The sequence below is a fragment of the Jeotgalicoccus meleagridis genome, assembly GCF_903994045.1.
In the GTDB taxonomy this organism is placed as follows: domain Bacteria; phylum Bacillota; class Bacilli; order Staphylococcales; family Salinicoccaceae; genus Jeotgalicoccus; species Jeotgalicoccus meleagridis.
Genome location: NZ_CAJEWD010000006.1, coordinates 90691 through 108618 on the forward strand (window position 1 = coordinate 90691; position 17928 = coordinate 108618).

The window sequence follows — 17928 nt, forward strand, 5'->3', positions numbered from 1 at the left end:
TGAAAGGTTGTATTTAGAGTCCTTTGGCACCAATATCTGTTCGATAAAACAGATCGCCATCATGAAACTCGACTTGTTTAAGATTGTTATAAGCTGCAAGTTTTGCTGCTTCTAGATTTTCTCCTCTAGCAGTCACTAAAAGAGTTCGGCCACCAACAGTTTCGAAGTTTTCACCATCTACTTGTTTTAAGCCACTATTAAATACTTGATCATTGAGTATGGTTGGAATTTTTACTCCTAGACCTTTAGTTGCTGTCTCCGGATAACCTTTGGAAGCTAAAATAATGCCAAGCATAGAGTCAGCAGAGAATTGTAATTGATAGTCTTTTTTATCATTTACCGCTTCTAAAACTTCAATTAAATCAGATTCTAAAAGTGACAAGAGAATTTGAGCTTCAGGATCACCAAATCTCGCATTAAATTCAATCACTTTAATGCCGTCTTTAGTAATAATCGCTCCAAGGTACATGACACCGAAGTAATTCAATCCTTCTTCAACCATTGCATCTGCCATAGGCTGAACGATTTTTTCTATTGCCTCTTCAATGACTTTATCACCTAGATGAGTCACTGGCGCATATGCACCCATACCTCCTGTGTTTGGTCCTTGATCATGATCATAGGCTCTCTTATGGTCTTGGGCAATAATATCAAATGGTAATATATAAGACCCATTTACTAAGACCATCAAGCTGAATTCCTCTCCTTCGAGAAATTCTTCAATGACTAGTCCTTCTTCTGTTGATTCATCTAACATATCATCCAGTGCTTTAAGTGCATCTTCTATAGTCATAGCAACAGCAACACCTTTACCTGCAGCTAAGCCATCTTTTTTTAGAACAATCGGTGCACCCTTTTCTTCAATATATTTTCGTGCTTCAACTTTACTATAAAATACTCGGTAATCAGCAGTTGGAATATCATATTGCTGCATTATCTTTTTAGCAAATTCCTTAGACGATTCTAATTGAGCTTCCAATTTCCTCGGTCCAAATACTTTTACACCAATCTCTTCCAAAGAATCGGTTAAGCCAATATTTAAAGGTGCCTCTGGACCAATAATCGCCCAAGTAATTTTAAGACTTTCACACTTTCCTTTGATTTTTTCAATATCAACATCGGAAATTTCTGGGTAGGTATTCGCATATTGCTTCATACTATCATTGCCGGGTATCGCATGAATTTCACTCACATAATTTGATTCACTTAGCTTTTTCACAAGTGCATGTTCTCTTCCACCACTACCTACTACTAAGACCTTCATATTATATCCCCTTAATGTTTGAAATGACGCATGCCTGTAAATACCATTGCCATGCCATGTTCATTACAGAAATCTATAGATTCCTGATCACGTTTAGAGCCACCAGGTTGAATAATTGCTTTAATACCATTGTCATGAGCAAGTTGAACTGTGTCTGGCATTGGGAAGAAGCCATCGCTTGCTAAAACAACTTCTCCTTTTGTCTTACTTGAGCGTTCAGCTGCGATTTTAAGTGCCCCTACTCTGTTCATTTGTCCAGCACCAATACCTGTTGTATGCTTAGAATTTCCTAAGACAATCGCGTTGGATTTTACATGTTTTGCTACTTCCCAAGTGAGTGCAAGTGCTTTTAATTCATCATCACTTGGTTTTTTATCTGTGACAAACTCTAAGTGATTCATATCAAGCTTTCCAAGGTCTTTAGACTGAACTAAATAACCCCCGGATACACTAACCATTTCTTCACTTTTAGCTTCATCAGAAAAATCCATTTTTAATAAGCGAATATTCTTTTTAATTGTCAGTATTTCTAGAGCTTCCTCAGTATAATTAGGGGCAATAATGACTTCTAAAAAGATTTTGCTGAGCTTTTCAGCGGTTTCTTGGTCAACTGTTTTGTTGAGGGCAACAATGCCACCAAAGATAGATTGACTGTCAGCCTCATAAGCATTTTGAAAAGCTTCTGATAAACTGTCACCAGTTCCTACACCACAAGGGTTCATATGTTTTACAGCAACTGCTACAGGTGCATCAAACTTTCTCGCAAGAGCTAAGGCACTATCTGCATCTCTTAAATTGTTGTAACTCAAAGCTTTACCATGTAGTATTTCAGCATTTAATAGTGTATTTTTATCATCACTTGTTTTGACAGAACGTGCAGTTTGATGTGGGTTTTCGCCGTATCTTAAAATCTCTTCGCTTTGTGAAAAGTGATTAACGATGGCTTGGTCGTAATCGTTAGTATGACGAAAGACTTTAATCATTAGTGATTTTCTAAACTTTTCATCTAAAGTATTGGACTTGATGCGTGTAATGACCTCATCATAATCAAATGGATCGACAACAGTAGTCACATGCTTAAAGTTTTTAGCGGCCGCTCTAAGCATAGTCGGTCCACCAATATCAATATTTTCAATTGCTTCACTTTCAGTCACGTTTGCTTTTCTCACTGTTTCTTTAAACGGATAAAGGTTAACGACAACAAGGTCAATTGTCTCTATATTATTTTTCTTAAGCTCTTCTAAGTGTTTAGGATTATCACGGTCTGCCAAGATCCCACCGTGGATTGCAGGGTGTAAAGTTTTTACTCGACCGTCCATTATTTCACTAAAATTTGTCAACTCACTTACCGATTTAACGGTAATATTAGCATCGACCAATGCTTTATAAGTTCCACCTGTAGAATAAAGCTCATACCCCTCTTCAACAAGTGCTGCTGCAAAACTTTCTATGCCTGTCTTATTTGAAACACTAAGTAAAGCCTTCATTCTCTGACGTCTCCTTTAAATAATTTTTTTAAAGTAGCCGGATATAAGTCATATTCGAGCTGATGAATTTTTTCTTCAAATGAATCAAGACTTTCTCCGTCTTCTATATATAAGGATTTTTGTGCAATAATTTCTCCTGTATCTACTCCACTATCTACATAGTGTATAGTGACACCGCTGACTTTTACCCCGTACATATAAGCATCATAAATTGCTGTTGCTCCTCTAAAAGCAGGGAGTAATGATGGATGTATATTTATGATTTTCCTATCGTATTTATCAACAAATTCAGTCGATAAAATTCTCATAAAACCTGCAAGAATAAGATAATCCACATCCATTTCTGACAATTTTTCTAAGATGTCACTTTCAAAATCTTGTCTTGATTTGTATTCTTTTCTATCAAAAATTGAATAAGGTATCTTAAGCTGTTCAGCTCGATTTATGGCAAAGGCATTTGGTTTATCAACAATTAAACCGATGACTTCCATTCCAATATCATTGGAATTTCTAACCAAATTTTCAAAGTTTGAACCACCGCCAGAAGCAAATATTACCACTCTTTTAGTCATTTATTACAAGTCCTTCTTGTGAAGTGATTGTGCCAATCAAACTTGCTTCATAACTTACTTCTCTTAATAAAGAAAGTGTCTCTTCAACATCCGCTTCATCTACAATCATAATAAAGCCAATGCCCATGTTGAATACGTTGTAAGCTTCATTAATATCTAAATTCGCTGTTTCAATTAACCAGGAGAGTATTTTAGGAATCTGAATAGTTTCTGTCTTGATTTCAGCACCTAAATTTTCTGGTAGCGCACGAGGTATGTTTTCGTAGAAACCACCACCTGTAATGTGACTCATCGCCTTAATATTCACTTTATCCTTAACGTTTTGTACTGCTTTCGTGTATATTCTTGTTGGCTCTAATAAAAGATCAAGTAAGTTTTCTCCATCAAGCTCTGAATTCACATCGATTTGATTATCAGCTAAAATTTTTCTGACTAAACTGTAACCGTTTGAATGAATACCACTGGAGTTAAGTCCAATTATTTTGTCACCACTTTTAACTGATGAGCCATCTATATATTGGTCTTTTTCAACTGCACCAACAGCAAATCCTGCTAAATCATACTCACCTTCAGCATACATTTCTCCCATTTCTGCAGTTTCTCCACCAATTAGAGCACAATCTGACTGTATACAACCTTCTGAAATTCCCTTAACCACATCAGCAATGTGTTCAGGTACGACCTTATTTACAGCAATATAATCTAGGAAATATAAAGGTTCAGCGCCTGTTGTAATAATGTCATTCACACACATAGCTACCGCATCAATACCAATCGTGTCATGACGGTCATAATCAATAGCAAGCTTCAACTTAGTACCCACACCGTCTGTACCTGACACAAGTACCGGCTTTGTCATGTTTAATTGAGATAGATCAAAGGCAGCACCGAAACCTCCGAGACTTCCAAGCACTTCTTTACGCATCGTTTTTTTAACGTGCCCCTTCATCTGTTCGACAGCCTCATAACCAGCATTAATATCAACACCAGCTTGTTTATATTGTTCAGACATAATTATACTCCCTTCGTTTTAGCATCTTTTTCTTGGGGTAATAAACCATCTATATTTTCTATTGGATAATTACCAGTAAAACATGCATCACATTGACCTCTTGAACCAAACTTTCTATAGACATCGTGCATTCTATCTACAGATAAATAAGTTAATGAGTCAGCACCGATTTCTTCACACACTTCTTCAGTAGACTTATTTGAAGCAATAATTTCAGCATGGGTAGAGACGTCAATTCCGTAAAAACATGGATGTTTTAAAGGAGGCGATGATACACCCATATGCACTTCTCTAGCACCCGCTTCTTTCAGTGCTCTTACAATGTACTTACTCGTCGTGCCACGTACTATAGAATCGTCAATGACGATGACACTTTTACCTTCAACAATATCTCTCACTGGTGAAAGCTTCATTCTAACGGCGCGTTCTCTAGCTTCTTGACCTGATGCGATAAAAGTCCGTCCGACATATCGGTTTTTTAAGAGTCCTTGTTCACTCGGGATACCAGACTCATCTGAAAACCCCTTAGCTGCAGCCAAACTTGAGTCAGGAACGCCGATAACGATATCTGCTGTGACTGGCATTTCTTTAGCTAATTCTTCTCCCAAAGCTTTTCTAATCCTATAAGTAGAATTTCCTCTAAATTCAGAATCTGCTCTTGCAAAATAAATATATTCCATAGAGCAAAGATTAGGGTTTTCATAGTCGGTATATTTATCAAAATCAATACCATCATCTGTAATCGTAATGAGTTCTCCTGGTTCTATATCTCTTATATAGTCCGCTCCAATGGCTTGGAATGCACAAGTTTCACTCGCTACACAATAAGCATCATCTTTTTTTCCTAGCATCAATGGCCTAACACCATGATCGTCTAAGGCAATCGTTAAAGAGTTTTCGCTCATAATCATGAACGCAAAGGCACCTTTAAGTTGTTGTAACACTTTTTTAATACGGGCTTTTCTATCTTTTCCTTTTGCTCTTCTTAAGAGATGTGCAAATACTTCAGAATCTGACGTCGTTTGAAAAATGGCACCTTCATCTTCTAGTGCACGTCTTATGTGTAGGGCATTAACGATATTTCCGTTATGTGCTAATCCTAAATCCCCGATATGACTTTTAAAGAGAAATGGTTGCACATTTGATAAAGCACTTGAGTCTCTCGTTGCATAGCGCACATGTCCAATAGATTTCGGAAATTCTTTTAGAGATTCTAGCTGTTCTTTTGACAAAGCTTCATTTAACAAGCCCATGCCACGTGCACCAAATAGGTACTCCCCATTTGATGCGACAATGCCTGCACCTTCTTGTCCACGATGTTGTAAACTGTGTAAGGCAAGATAGGTTAATTCCGTTGCTTCCTTATGTCCCCATATTCCAAATAAGCCGCATTCTTCATTTAGCCCTCTGAGTTCATGCATGCAGGAATAGCCCCCTCATAAGCACTTTTCAAGTCTTCTAAAGTTCTTTCTAATTTAAAGTTTTCTGCTTGGACCGTAAATCCAGACTTCGTAAGTTGACCAATTTCCTTAGCCCCATCAATTTCTAAACCACTTTTTGCAATCACTAAATAATTTGAAGCACTCTCTGAGAACAGGAGATCTCTTCTTTCTGAAACATTGACTTGTACACCTAAGTCATAGAAAGCAGCAAGCTGAGCTAGTTTAATAATTAGTCCACCTCGACCTAGTGGTGCAATTTTATTAATTTCACCTTTTACAAGTTTCTCTCTCAGCATGTCCCCTCTTCTGAACTCTTTTTCTAGATTGATTGTTCTATCAGTCTTTCTAATTTTATCTTCTAATATTTTTTCTAACTGACTTCCAGCAAAAGATGCTTCTAGTTGACCAACTAAGTAAATTGCATCTCCTTCATTTACGCCTTCATGATTTAATTTAGATACATCTTCAATTAAGCCAACCATTCCAATAATTGGTGTTGGTAAAATTCCACCTGAACTATGTTCGTTATAGAGACTAACATTTCCTGATACAACAGGTGTTTGAAGTGTTTCACATGCTTCAGCCATTCCCTTAGTCGAGAGCTCTAGTTGTTTGTAGATTTCAGGTTTTTCAGGCGAGCCATAGTTTAAACAGTTGGTCATACCAAGTGGTTTAGCACCTGTAGCAATAATGCTTCTATACGCCATAGCAACCACTTCTTTACCTCCATTGTATGGATCTGCATAGACGTAACGACTCTTACCGTCTAAGACCATACTGATGGCTTTGTCAGTACCTTCAATATTTACAATTCCAGCACCAAAACCTGGACCCTGAACAGTGTTTCCACCGAAAGTAGAATTAAAGTTCTCATAAATAGAAGACTTGTCAGCCATTGTCGGATGACTGATCAATTTATCAAACGCCTCATTTAAATCTTCATTAGAATAATCTTCACGTGCTGTATCTGTACCTGCTTCTTTACCTTCTAATACGTAAACTGGCGCATCATCAGATAGCGGTGCTACAGGTAGGTCTGCAAATAGTTCATCATTGTAGAATAATTTTAAATGATGATCATCTGTCACTTCACCAATGACTGCTGTTTTTAAACCCATCTCTTCAAACATTGATAAAAACTTATCTTCTGAGCCATTTTCAACAACAAGTAACATTCTTTCTTGTGTCTCGGATAACATCATTTCATAAGGTGAAATATCATCATGTGTCACTGGAACTTTATCCAAGTATAAGACCATACCAGAATTACCCTTATCCGCCATTTCTGCACTAGATGATGTTAAACCAGCAGCTCCCATATCTTGTATTCCTACAAGTTCTTCCATATCTATTGCTTTTAGTGTCGCTTCCATTAAAAGTTTTCCAGCTTGTGGGTTCCCTTTTTGAATTTCAGGTCTATTGTCATCTGTTAGTTCACCAGAAGCAAAACTCGCTCCATTAATTCCATCTCTACCTGTAGGTAAACCGACGTAGACAACTTTATTACCTAGACCTTTAGCAGTTCCTTTTTGGATTTGGTCGTGATTTATGAGACCTACTCCCATTGCATTAACTAAAGGATTTTCATGGTAAGAAGGGTCAAATTCAATTTCTCCAGATACCGCAGGTAGTTCCATCGTATTACCGTAGTCAGACATTCCTTTTGTTACACCTGACAATAACCATTGGTTTTGTGATTCTGATAATTCACCAAAACGAAGAGAATTCAAGAGACCGATTGGACGTGCACCAATAGAGACAATGTCACGAACAATCCCACCGATTCCAGTCGCAGCCCCTTCATATGGATCCACAGCTGAAGGGTGGTTATGAGATTCAACTTTAAATACAACCGCTTGATTATCGCCAATATCTACTGCTCCGGCACCTTCACCAGGCCCCATTAAAACATGTTCGGCTTTTGTAGGAAATTGTTTCAAGAATGGTTTTGAATGTTTATATGAACAGTGTTCACTCCACATAGCAGAAAAAATCCCAGTTTCTGTATAGTTAGGATCTCTTTTTAAAATGTCCAAAATCAAATCAAATTCAGAGTCCGTTAAGCCCATTTCTCTATATAATTTCTGTGCTTTAATCTCACTAGTATTAGGTTCGTTGAATTTCATTAATTTATCCTCCAAAAATTTAGTTTGTTAAATTTAAAATTTACGCTCTAATGTTTTTAATTCAGCTTCGAGGTCATCTGTTAACACGGTGACATGTCCCATCTTTCTGTTCGGCTGACGACTTGTTTTTCCGTAGATGTGTACATTCCATTCTGCTTGATCGTACAAATCGTTTTCTAAACGATCTAAGTCTTGTCCTAAAAGGTTCATCATGACAGCGTTTTGATGCTGATAAACTTCTGGCATCCTTGCAGCGGTAATCGCTAAAATATGTGCATCAAACTGTGAAATATTACAAGATTCTATAGAATGATGCCCTGAATTATGAGGTCTTGGGGCGATTTCATTTACATAGAGTACACCATCTTTTGACAAGAAGTATTCGATAGTAAAGACACCAATGAAATGTAGGTGAGTCATAATTTTTTCTGCTTCTTTTTTTGCTTCTTCAAAGTAATCAAAGCGCGAAGGTGCAATCGTTCTATAGAGAATCTGATCTCTATGTAAGTTCTCTTGAAGTGGGAAATGTATTACTTGGCCACTTGTACTTCTCGCAATCGTTAAGGAAACTTCAGCTTCTAAATCAATATATTTTTCTGCAATAAAATCAGCTTGTTCAAAAGGAATATTTTCTTCTTCTAAAACTGCTTGATTCTCTATATAGTATTGACCTTTACCATCATAGCCGCCTGTTTTTGTTTTCACGATTACTGGAAAATCGTAAGTTTTTGCGAAGTTTTCAATGTCTGACTTACTGTGGACATTTTCAAAAGGCACAACTTTTGCCCCCGATGCTTTAATAGCATCTTTTTCAGAACTCCTATTTTGAAGGGTCAGTACTGTTTCAGCACCTTGAGGTACATAGAAATTGTCAGTCAATGCATGTAGGATATGTGCATCAATATTTTCAAATTCATAAGTCACTACATCAGATAGGCTTGCTAATTTTTCCATCGCTTCTTGATCACTAAAATCTGCTTGAATAAAAGTGTGACAAGTTGATTTAGCAGGGGCATCTTCAGAAGGATCTAAAATAATTACTTTATAGCCCATTCTTAAAGCACTTTGTGCTAGCATCTTCCCGAGTTGTCCGCCACCTATAATACCGATGGCACTCCCAGGATATAGACGTTTACTTAAGGTCATTTTGCATATCCTCAACTTTCTTTTCTAGAGATCTTTGATATTGGCTTAACTTTTCTTCAACTTCTGAAAAGGAAACAGCTAAGATTCTAGCTGCTAAAATCCCTGCGTTTGTTGCCCCAGCCTTACCGATTGCTTGGGTGGCCACTGGTATTCCACCAGGCATTTGTGCAATAGATAAAAGAGAATCCATACCTTTTAAAGCTTTTGATTCAATTGGTACACCGATAACAGGTAAAGTAGTCAGTGAAGCAACCATACCTGGTAAATGTGCAGCACCACCAGCACCAGCAATGATGACTTCGAGGCCATTGGCACGCGCATTTTTTGCATAATCAACCATCATTTCAGGTGTTCTATGGGCACTGACCACCTTAGTTTCAAATTCAATTCCAAAATCCTTTAAAATAGTGGCACTGTGCTTCATGGTGTCCCAATCTGAGGAGCTCCCCATAATGATTCCAACTGCCATTTGAACCCTCCTCCAATTTAACGAACATTATTTACACTTATAATTATAATGTACGCATTTTAAATGTCAACATCCTTTATTATTTAATTAAAGTACGTATTTAAGGCGAATATTAAAAAAGTGTACAAAAAAACTGGATTTTCACCCAGCTACTTTTTATATTCTTCATTATTAATGTCAGTAATAAACATATGTCCTGGTGCATGAGAAATTAAAATTTCCGGCTTAGCATTCAAAACAACGTTTTGTGGAGTCACACCACAAGCCCAAAATACTGGGACTTCTCCTTCCCCAATTTCTATTGCATCACCATAATCCGGTTGGTCTATATTGTTAATTCCAATTGCTGAAGGATCACCGACGTGAACTGGACCTCCATGCATATTTGGAAAATCATTCGTAATATCGATCACCTGATCTACCAATTCCTTTTTAAAGGGACGCATAGACACAACAGTATTGCCGTGGAAAATACCCGCACTTTCCGTTTCAATATTGGTTTTGTACATCGCAACGTTTCTACCTTGATCAATATGTTTAATATTTATTCCTGCATCAAGTATTGCTTGTTCAAAAGTAAAGCTACAGCCAATCAGGAAAGTAACAAAATCATCTTGCCAATAAGATGTAATATCATCAACGGTCTCTACTAATTCTCCGTCCTTATAAATATTATAAAGAGGGACATCTGTTCTAATATCTGAATCTTTAGCATAACGACTGACATATTCCCCTGCTTCTAATACTTCTATTATTGGCACTGGTTTATTATTTCTCATGGCAAAAAGTAAGAAATCAAAGGCATATTTCTTAGGTAAAATTGCCAAGTTTGCTTGAACTTTATCGCCTGAAATTCCTGAAGTTGGTCCAGTATGTTCACCCGTTCTGATTCTTCTTCTAATCTCTATAGTGTCCATTTAATCACCTATCCATTCCAAAGATCTGCAAGACCTTGTAGAGACATTAGTCCTGCGATTAATGTAACGATTACCGCAATCACACCAAAGACAATCATCCATGTTGGGTGATGATAATTTCCAACAATACTCTTCTTACGAGATGCTAATAAAATTGCGCCAAGTGTAATTGGTAGAATAATACCGTTGAATGAGCCCGCTAAGATTAACAATGTGACTGGTCGTCCTACAAAGAGGAAGATCAAAGTCGATGTTAGGATAAAGGCAACAATAACTAAGTTGTTATACTGATCGAACACTTTGTGGAAAGAACGCATGAAACTCGCACTTGTATAAGCTGCACCAATGACTGATGATAAGGCTGCAGCTAAGAGTACTACACCAAAAACTTTCATACCAATATCACCTAGGGCAAATTGGAAGACAGAAGCTGGTGGGTTCTCTTCACTTAAAATTGCACCTTGTGTTAAAACACCAAGTACTGCTAAGAATAAAAGTACTCTCATCACACCTGTTGTAATAATACCCCAGTTTGCTGCATGACTTACAAATCTAATATTTCTCTCACCTGTCATACCCGCTTCAATTAAACGGTGGGCACCAGCAAAAGTAATATAGCCACCGACTGAGCCACCGACTAAAGTAATAATTGGTAATACCATACTAAGAGGCTCTTCTGGTAAGACTGTTGCTTTTGCTGCTTCTGCATACGGAGGATCTGAGATAATCATGACATAGGCAACTATTCCAATCATGACAATTCCGAGCACTTGCGTCACGACGTCCATCACTGCACGTCCATTTTTCACTATGAAGATAATGATTGCGACTATTCCTGTAATGGCTGCTCCGATTCTAACATCCCATCCAAAAATCGCATTAAAACCAAGCCCTGCTCCAGCAACGTTACCAATGTTAAAGGCAAGTCCGCCAATAACAATTAAGATAGCTACAAAGTGTCCGAGTCCAGGGAATACTTCGTTGGCAACATCTTGACCACGTTTACCAGAGACTGAAAGGACACGCCAAATGTTTAACTGTGCACCGATATCAATGACGATTGATGCAAGAATTGCAAAGGCAAAACTCGCCATGAATTGCTGGGTAAAGACTGTTGTTTGCGTTAAAAACGCTGGTCCAATTGAGGACGTTGCCATTAAGAAGACTGCTCCGAATAAGAGCCGCCTTTGTGACACTGTCATTTTTGGTTTATTTTCCATGTTGTCACCTCTTGTTTACATCGTTTTGATAGAAACACCTTTCTCTTCCAATTGCTTTTTAATTTCTTTAACAAACTCAAGTGCTTTCGCACCATCACCATGAACACAAATACTATCGGCTTGTATATCTACATCTTGGCCATTAATACTTTCAACTTTTCCTTCATTAATCATGCGTAATACTCTTTCTGCTGCTATATGACTATCTGTAATCATTGCGCCTTCTTTTGATCTTGACACTAGTGTGCCATCATCTTCATAAGCACGATCTGCAAAGACTTCATGAACAACCTGTAAGCCAATTGATTCACCAGCTTTAACTAGATTGTTATTTGCGAGTCCCATCAGCTTTAAATTAGGATTATAGTCTTTGACTGCCTCTGCAATCACTTTGGCAAGTTGTTTATCTGAGAAGGTTGCATTGTACAAGGCACCATGTGGTTTAACATGATTTAAGCTTAAGCCATATGTTTTTGCAATACCATCAAGTGCAGATAATTGATAAAGTATAATCGCATGAACTTCATCATCTGATAACTTCATATAGCGTCGGCCAAAGCCCATTAAATCTAAATAGCCTGGATGTGCGCCCAGTCCTGTTGTACCTGATTCTTTGATGCGTTTAACAGTTTCAATCATCACGCTTGGATCACCAGCATGAAAACCACAGGCAACATTGGCAGATGAAATCAATGGAATGATTTCTTGATCATTACCAATCTTATAGTTTCCATAACTTTCTCCTAAATCAGCATTTAAATCTATTGTTAAATTAGCCATAGTAATCCTCCTAATCGATAATATGTTCTGTATGAATAAACTTAATATCGTAATCATTGCTGTGCACTTTTGGATGTCTCACTAAAAAATACTGCAAGTCTAAATTGGTTTTAATCGGTTCAATTACAGTTTCACCAAGCACCAATTCCAGTTTATTTAATGCCTCTGTTCTGTCTTCTCCAGTGACAATAATTTTAGCGATCATGGAGTCGTAAAATGGTGGAATTACATAACCATTATAGATATGCGTATCCACTCTGACATTCCTTCCAAGTCCAAAGTGTAAACGTTCAATTTTCCCAGGTGCTGGTAAAAAATTGTTTTCTGGATCTTCAGCATTAATTCTCGCCTCTATGGCATGTCCTTTAAGTTGTACATCATCTTGGCTAAAACCAATTTCTCCATCGAAAGCCACTCTAAGTTGCGCTTTAATGATATCAATGCCTGTTACTTCCTCACTTACAGTATGTTCAACCTGTACACGAGTATTCATTTCTATAAAGTAAAATCTTTTTTCATGTGGCACATAGAGATATTCTATAGTTCCCGCTCCACGGTAATTTAATTTACCAATGGCTACACGGGTCGTTTCTGTAATATTCAGGCGTTCTTGCTCTGACAAAATGGTTGCTGGTGCTTCTTCTAGTAACTTTTGATTGTTTCTTTGAATTGAACAGTCTCTTTCAAAGAGATGTACTGCACCGCCCTTACCATCACCGATCACTTGAATTTCAATGTGACGCGCTTTAGGAATGTATTTCTCTACATATAAGCGTTCATCGTTAAATGAACTTTTAGCTTCTTTTTTAGCTTCTTTGTAAAGTTTATCTACATCGTCATCATTAAAGGCAAAACGCATGCCTTTACCGCCACCACCTGAAACGGCCTTAATCACGATTGGATAGGATACTTCTTGTGCCACTTTTTTCACATCTTCAATCGACTCTACTACACCGTCACTACCAGGTATCACTGGTACTCCAGCTTCATCCATTGTCGCTCTGGCCATTGCCTTATCACCCATTTTTGAAATGGTATCAGCGTCAGGACCAATAAATATCAAGCCCGCTTCTTCAACTCGTCGTGCAAATTCAGGAGTTTCAGATAAAAAACCATAACCGGGATGTACTGCATCTGCTTTAGAGACAATTGCTGCTTGTAAAATACGATCAATGTTCAAATAAGAATCTGCACTCTTAGGGCCACCAATACAATAGGCTTCGTCTGCAAGTGCAACATGCATACTATCTTTATCTCCAGCAGAATAGATTGCGACACTTTGTATGTTTAGTTCTTTTAAACTTCTAATAATACGTACGGCGATTTCGCCTCGGTTAGCAATTAGTACCTTTCTCATACTTATGCCTCCTCAAGCGAGATTAGCATAAGTGTCTCTCCGTACTCGACAGTATCTCCATTGTTTACAACGATTTCTTCAACGGTGCCACTGACATCACTAGTCACATCGTTAAAGACTTTCATTGCTTCGATAAAACCAATTTGGTCACCTTTTGAAATTTCATCACCAACTTTGACAAAGGTTTCATCACTATTTTCTTCTTTATTTGAATAGAATGTGCCTAATTGACTTGCTGTTATTTCAACAAGGTTAGATTTTTCACCTTGCTCTTCCTTACTAGTGCTAATGACTTGTGTATCACCATGATTGTTAGCTTGTAGTCTGTCTCTTTCAATATGAATATGTGTATCCTTATCGGAAATGCTTAACACAGACAAATCCTCTTCTTTTAATAACTTCACAAGTTTTTTTATATCTTTATAGTTCATTTCTCTATCCTCCGATTAATGTTGATACACTCATAGCATCTATTCTTCTCACAGTTTTAAAGTCATTAGATGCTATCAAATCTTTTTCTTCATCCAATTCCTGTAAACTCTCTTTATACAAGTTTTCAGCTTCTTCAATTGAAACTGCTCTAAAGATAATCTTTTCACCTGGTTTCTTTTGAGCAATTACTGGTAAATCCACTTTAATTACTGTTCCAATCTTAGTATAGCCTCCTGCAGTCTGACGATCTGCTAGTAAGATAATTGGTTGTCCATTTTTAGGAATTTGAATACTGCCAAATTGAGTAGGTTCACTTAAAATATCGTGTCCCTCTTGTGCCACAATCGGCTCACCTTCTAACCTTGCTCCCATGCGGTCACTGTCCTTAGTAAAGGTATACTCTTCTGAGATAAATTTCTCAATATTTTCCTTATCAAAGCGATTTTTTTGCTGGCCAAAAATAAAGCGTATTTCTGTCGGTTCACTATCTTCTTTAACGACTTCTTTTAAAAGTCCATCAGCTGGTCCACCAACTATCTTAAGAACATCCTTAGCTTTCAAAGCACGTCCTTTGTAACCGCCGATTCCACTTCTAGTATGAGTCGCATACGAATCCAACTCACGCTCCAAATCTATTCCACCATTAAAGGCAAGATAAGTTCTAGCGCCATTTTTCACGCCACCAAAGACAACCTTATCACCTTCATTTAAATCGATTGCTTTACCAATCGGGTAAGGCACATCGTTAATAGTCAGTTCCATATCTGCCCCAGCAGTCGCCATCGTTGTTTTGGATGTGACTAAAAATTCGATACCTCTAAGTGTCATTTCAAGCGTTGCTTCTTTACTATCATTTCCAACTAAACTGTTCGCTAATGTATGTGCTTTATAATCCATAGCACCAGCTGGAGAAAAACCATAAGATTCATAACCCTTACGCCCAAGGTCTTGAACAGTTGTGAAGAGTCCAGCTTGAATAATTTTAATTGCCATCTGAATCACCTCTAAGCTCGACTGTCACTTGATAATCTCCATTTTTATAAGCTTCTTCTATGTCGTAATACTCTTTTTCATCAATTGCTCTATAGATAATTCGATCTCCAGCTTCATAAAGAATGGCTTGATCGCGATTTTTATCGTAGAGAGGAATAGGCGTACGTCCTAACAAGTTCCAACCACCAGGTGATTGAAATGGATACATACCAGTTTGTTGACCACCAATTCCAACAGAACCCGCTGGAATAGACTTTCTCGGTGAGTCTAGACGAGCCATGTACAGTTTCTCATCCAAGCCGCCTAAATAAGGAAAGCCCGGCATAAAACCGAGCATATAAACTAGATACTCCTTGTTACTATGCATTTCAATAACTTCTTCTTCAGATAAACCTTTTTCCTTAAAACGACTTATATCTGGTCCAAACTTCCCACCATAATAAACTGGTATTTCAACCACTTTATAAGAGGGTTCAAAAGATGATAAGTCAGACAAATCAATATTCTCTAAAACATCAATGATTTTATTCTTATCCGCTGTTAAAATATCAAAATAGATGATCAGACTTGTATAGGATAAGACAATATCTGTAACACCTTTAAAATCTTGATTTAAAATTATTTCTTTGATTTGAACAAGAGATGCGTTAACAGCCTCATCGACTTCATTAGCCAACGTAACTGTCAACGCATCCTCGGCATATTGCTTCACTTCCATAAGGTCATCTGGCCTCCGTTCCCAAGCTCTTCACCGCATCGTTAAATTCTTTTTTCACCCTTGGAATCTTCAAGACATAGAGTGCAAAACTCACTGGAGATTCGGTGTTAAATTTAGTAGAGATTGTCAGTTCTGATCTGTCTTCAACAGGTACAATATTAATGACTGTCGTCAAGACACCTGAAGGTAAGTCTGTTTTAAACTCCAATCGTCTCTCATCGCTATAGTGAGTAATCTTTGTTTTATATGCAGAATTATCATACTGCAAACTGCCTTCAGTACCTTCTTCTCTGTGATTTTCACCACCATTTTTATATGTAAAGCCAGACAATTTAGTCACTCGATTTAATATTTCTTTGTCATCATTAATCACTTCGAAAATCACATCCGGAGTAGCATTTATTTCATGATGATAAAAATAAAGCGGTAATTGCAGATCCATAGCCCTCACCTTTTTCTGAATAATAAAAAATTGTCTTTATTTTGTAACCGTATACAGTTATGATTATAAACAAATAGCGTAAATATTTCAATAATTTCAGAGCTTTATCGTATACTAGAAATAAGTCGAGGTGACACATGTTAGAAATTTCAACAGAGAAGTTGCTTACTTTAGAAGATATTGAAACACTGTATGCTTCCGGCGATGAAAAACTTTATCACGATTATGATTTATTACTTGAAAATATCTTAGCTTCGGACTACCTAATTACCCTACGTCAAGACGACGAAATTTGCGGCCTTATTCGCTCTAATGGTGATGGTTGTAACACGCAGTACATATCAGAAATTGTGATGAAAGCGAATATGCCTCACCAAGGTTTTGGTTCCAAACTATTAGATGCCTATCTAGATGCTACTAGTAATGTGAATAAGATTTATGTTGTCTCTCATGATTACTACCGTACAAATTTTTCTAAAACTTGGTTACAATATAAAGGTTTTAAAATTCTTGCAGACAACGATGGTGTCATTGTTTACTTATTGGACCGAAAATTTACCTATTAAAAAACGCGCACCTCTTATTAAGAAGTGCGCGCTTTTTGTCTTATATTAAGTAATTACCGAGTACACTGTTCACGTCGTGAACTACAACGAATGCCTGATCATCATTCGCCTTGATCAAGCGTTTCAATCTATTGAGTTGTGATTTATTTATCACTACAAATAAGACATCTTTGTCTTCTTTAGAATAGTATCCTCGACCATCTAACATGGTCACCCCTCGATTTATTTTAGTATTGATTAAGTTCGCTAATAAATCGGGCTCTTGAGAAATAATTGTAACTGCCTTTTTGGGATTCATACCTTCTATAATAAAATCCATTACTTTGGTTGCGATATATAAAGCAATTACTGTTAGTAGTACTTGTTCTAAGCTCATTACAGATAAACCTATGGTAATAACAATTAAGTCAAAGAACAAGAGTGCGTAAGAAACATTGACGTCCAAAAACTTGTTAGCCATCTTTGCAAGAATGGTCGTTCCTGCTGTTGTTGAACCTACCCTAATAATCAAACCGATTCCCGTACCTATAAATAGTCCACCAAAGACCGTATTAATCAGTATTTCATCAGTTTGTATTTGCCAAGTTTCTGTCACCCAAAGTGCAAGTGAAGTCATTGGAATAGTAAAGATAGTATAGTACATTGCCCGTTTACCTAAAAACTTAAAACCGACAATGAGAATAATAAAGTTTAAAATTAAGTTGGTGAGTGCAGTTGGAAGTCCAAATGCATAAAATAGAATAATTGAAATACCAATAAAGCCACCTTCACCTAGATTACCGGCAATCATAAAACTGTTTACACCAATCGCAAACAAAAATGAACCGACGATAATCGTCAAGACGTTGATTAAAGTTTGAACTGTAAACTGAGAATTTAAGGATAGCTTAATCTTTTCAAATTGAGTATTTTTCAAAATTCTTCTGACTTTCATGCATTCTCCCCCTTTTGACTACTGTACTTTATCTATGTTATAGCAAGTTTA

The 17928-nt window shown here is 37.2% G+C and carries 18 protein-coding genes; 1 reads left to right on the forward strand and 17 read right to left on the reverse strand.

Annotation, left to right across the window (positions count from 1 at the left end; all coding sequences use genetic code 11):
* Nucleotides 1–13 precede the first annotated feature (13 nt).
* The 16 genes from purD to JEOSCH030_RS04400 form a co-directional block, all read right to left on the reverse strand.
* Nucleotides 14–1264 carry a phosphoribosylamine--glycine ligase gene (gene purD / locus JEOSCH030_RS04325; protein WP_185125394.1) on the reverse strand — a complete coding sequence of 417 codons (1251 nt, stop codon included), beginning with the start codon at nucleotides 1262–1264 and terminating at the stop codon, nucleotides 14–16.
* 11 nt (nucleotides 1265–1275) lie between these two features.
* Entirely contained in the window at nucleotides 1276–2751 is a 1476-nt protein-coding gene (gene purH, locus JEOSCH030_RS04330; RefSeq protein ID WP_185125395.1) for a bifunctional phosphoribosylaminoimidazolecarboxamide formyltransferase/IMP cyclohydrolase, read from the reverse strand.
* Complete coding sequence (gene purN / locus JEOSCH030_RS04335) at nucleotides 2748–3323, reverse strand: phosphoribosylglycinamide formyltransferase (protein WP_185125396.1); 576 nt, start codon at nucleotides 3321–3323, stop codon at nucleotides 2748–2750. The genes purH and purN overlap by 4 nt, the downstream gene beginning before the upstream one ends.
* Nucleotides 3316–4335: a phosphoribosylformylglycinamidine cyclo-ligase gene (gene purM / locus JEOSCH030_RS04340; protein ID WP_185125397.1), complete on the reverse strand. Its 1020-nt coding sequence runs from the start codon at nucleotides 4333–4335 to the stop codon at nucleotides 3316–3318. The genes purN and purM overlap by 8 nt, the downstream gene beginning before the upstream one ends.
* 2 nt (nucleotides 4336–4337) lie before the next feature.
* Nucleotides 4338–5756, reverse strand: a complete 1419-nt coding sequence (gene purF, locus JEOSCH030_RS04345; RefSeq protein ID WP_185125398.1) for an amidophosphoribosyltransferase — start codon at nucleotides 5754–5756, stop codon at nucleotides 4338–4340.
* Nucleotides 5735–7903, reverse strand: coding sequence for a phosphoribosylformylglycinamidine synthase subunit PurL (gene purL, locus JEOSCH030_RS04350; protein WP_185125399.1), 2169 nt, complete (start codon nucleotides 7901–7903; stop codon nucleotides 5735–5737). Before purL ends, purF begins: the two co-directional genes overlap by 22 nt.
* 33 nt (nucleotides 7904–7936) lie before the next feature.
* Nucleotides 7937–9049 carry a 5-(carboxyamino)imidazole ribonucleotide synthase gene (gene purK, locus JEOSCH030_RS04355; RefSeq protein ID WP_185125400.1) on the reverse strand — a complete coding sequence of 371 codons (1113 nt, stop codon included), beginning with the start codon at nucleotides 9047–9049 and terminating at the stop codon, nucleotides 7937–7939.
* On the reverse strand, nucleotides 9036–9518 hold the full coding sequence (gene purE / locus JEOSCH030_RS04360) for a 5-(carboxyamino)imidazole ribonucleotide mutase (protein WP_185125401.1): 483 nt from the start codon (nucleotides 9516–9518) through the stop codon (nucleotides 9036–9038). The genes purK and purE overlap by 14 nt, the downstream gene beginning before the upstream one ends.
* Before the next feature lie 149 nt (nucleotides 9519–9667).
* The gene (locus tag JEOSCH030_RS04365; RefSeq protein WP_185125402.1) at nucleotides 9668–10435 is read right to left on the reverse strand and encodes a putative hydro-lyase; all 768 of its coding nucleotides are present in this window, start codon (nucleotides 10433–10435) and stop codon (nucleotides 9668–9670) included.
* Nucleotides 10436–10443: 8 nt separating this feature from the next.
* Complete coding sequence (locus JEOSCH030_RS04370; RefSeq protein WP_185125403.1) at nucleotides 10444–11655, reverse strand: NRAMP family divalent metal transporter; 1212 nt, start codon at nucleotides 11653–11655, stop codon at nucleotides 10444–10446.
* 15 nt (nucleotides 11656–11670) lie between these two features.
* Nucleotides 11671–12435: a LamB/YcsF family protein gene (locus JEOSCH030_RS04375; RefSeq protein ID WP_185125404.1), complete on the reverse strand. Its 765-nt coding sequence runs from the start codon at nucleotides 12433–12435 to the stop codon at nucleotides 11671–11673.
* 10 nt (nucleotides 12436–12445) lie between these two features.
* Complete coding sequence (locus tag JEOSCH030_RS04380; protein ID WP_185125405.1) at nucleotides 12446–13792, reverse strand: acetyl-CoA carboxylase biotin carboxylase subunit; 1347 nt, start codon at nucleotides 13790–13792, stop codon at nucleotides 12446–12448.
* Nucleotides 13793–13794: 2 nt separating this feature from the next.
* Nucleotides 13795–14223 carry an acetyl-CoA carboxylase biotin carboxyl carrier protein gene (locus JEOSCH030_RS04385; RefSeq protein ID WP_185125406.1) on the reverse strand — a complete coding sequence of 143 codons (429 nt, stop codon included), beginning with the start codon at nucleotides 14221–14223 and terminating at the stop codon, nucleotides 13795–13797.
* A 4-nt stretch (nucleotides 14224–14227) separates the two neighbouring features.
* Nucleotides 14228–15217, reverse strand: a complete 990-nt coding sequence (locus tag JEOSCH030_RS04390) for a 5-oxoprolinase subunit C family protein (protein ID WP_185125407.1) — start codon at nucleotides 15215–15217, stop codon at nucleotides 14228–14230.
* A complete protein-coding gene (gene pxpB / locus JEOSCH030_RS04395) occupies nucleotides 15207–15935 on the reverse strand; it encodes a 5-oxoprolinase subunit PxpB (protein WP_185125408.1) in 729 nt (242 codons plus the stop codon). The genes JEOSCH030_RS04390 and pxpB overlap by 11 nt, the downstream gene beginning before the upstream one ends.
* 4 nt (nucleotides 15936–15939) lie before the next feature.
* Nucleotides 15940–16377 carry an SRPBCC family protein gene (locus tag JEOSCH030_RS04400; protein WP_185125409.1) on the reverse strand — a complete coding sequence of 146 codons (438 nt, stop codon included), beginning with the start codon at nucleotides 16375–16377 and terminating at the stop codon, nucleotides 15940–15942.
* A gap of 137 nt (nucleotides 16378–16514) precedes the next feature.
* On the opposite strand from JEOSCH030_RS04400, the gene JEOSCH030_RS04405 reads away from it, so the two are divergent.
* On the forward strand, nucleotides 16515–16943 hold the full coding sequence (locus JEOSCH030_RS04405; RefSeq protein ID WP_185125410.1) for a GNAT family N-acetyltransferase: 429 nt from the start codon (nucleotides 16515–16517) through the stop codon (nucleotides 16941–16943).
* Between the two features lie 40 nt (nucleotides 16944–16983).
* On the opposite strand, the gene JEOSCH030_RS04410 is transcribed toward JEOSCH030_RS04405, so the two are convergent.
* Complete coding sequence (locus JEOSCH030_RS04410) at nucleotides 16984–17877, reverse strand: YitT family protein (RefSeq protein WP_185125411.1); 894 nt, start codon at nucleotides 17875–17877, stop codon at nucleotides 16984–16986.
* Between the last annotated feature and the right edge of the window lie 51 nt (nucleotides 17878–17928).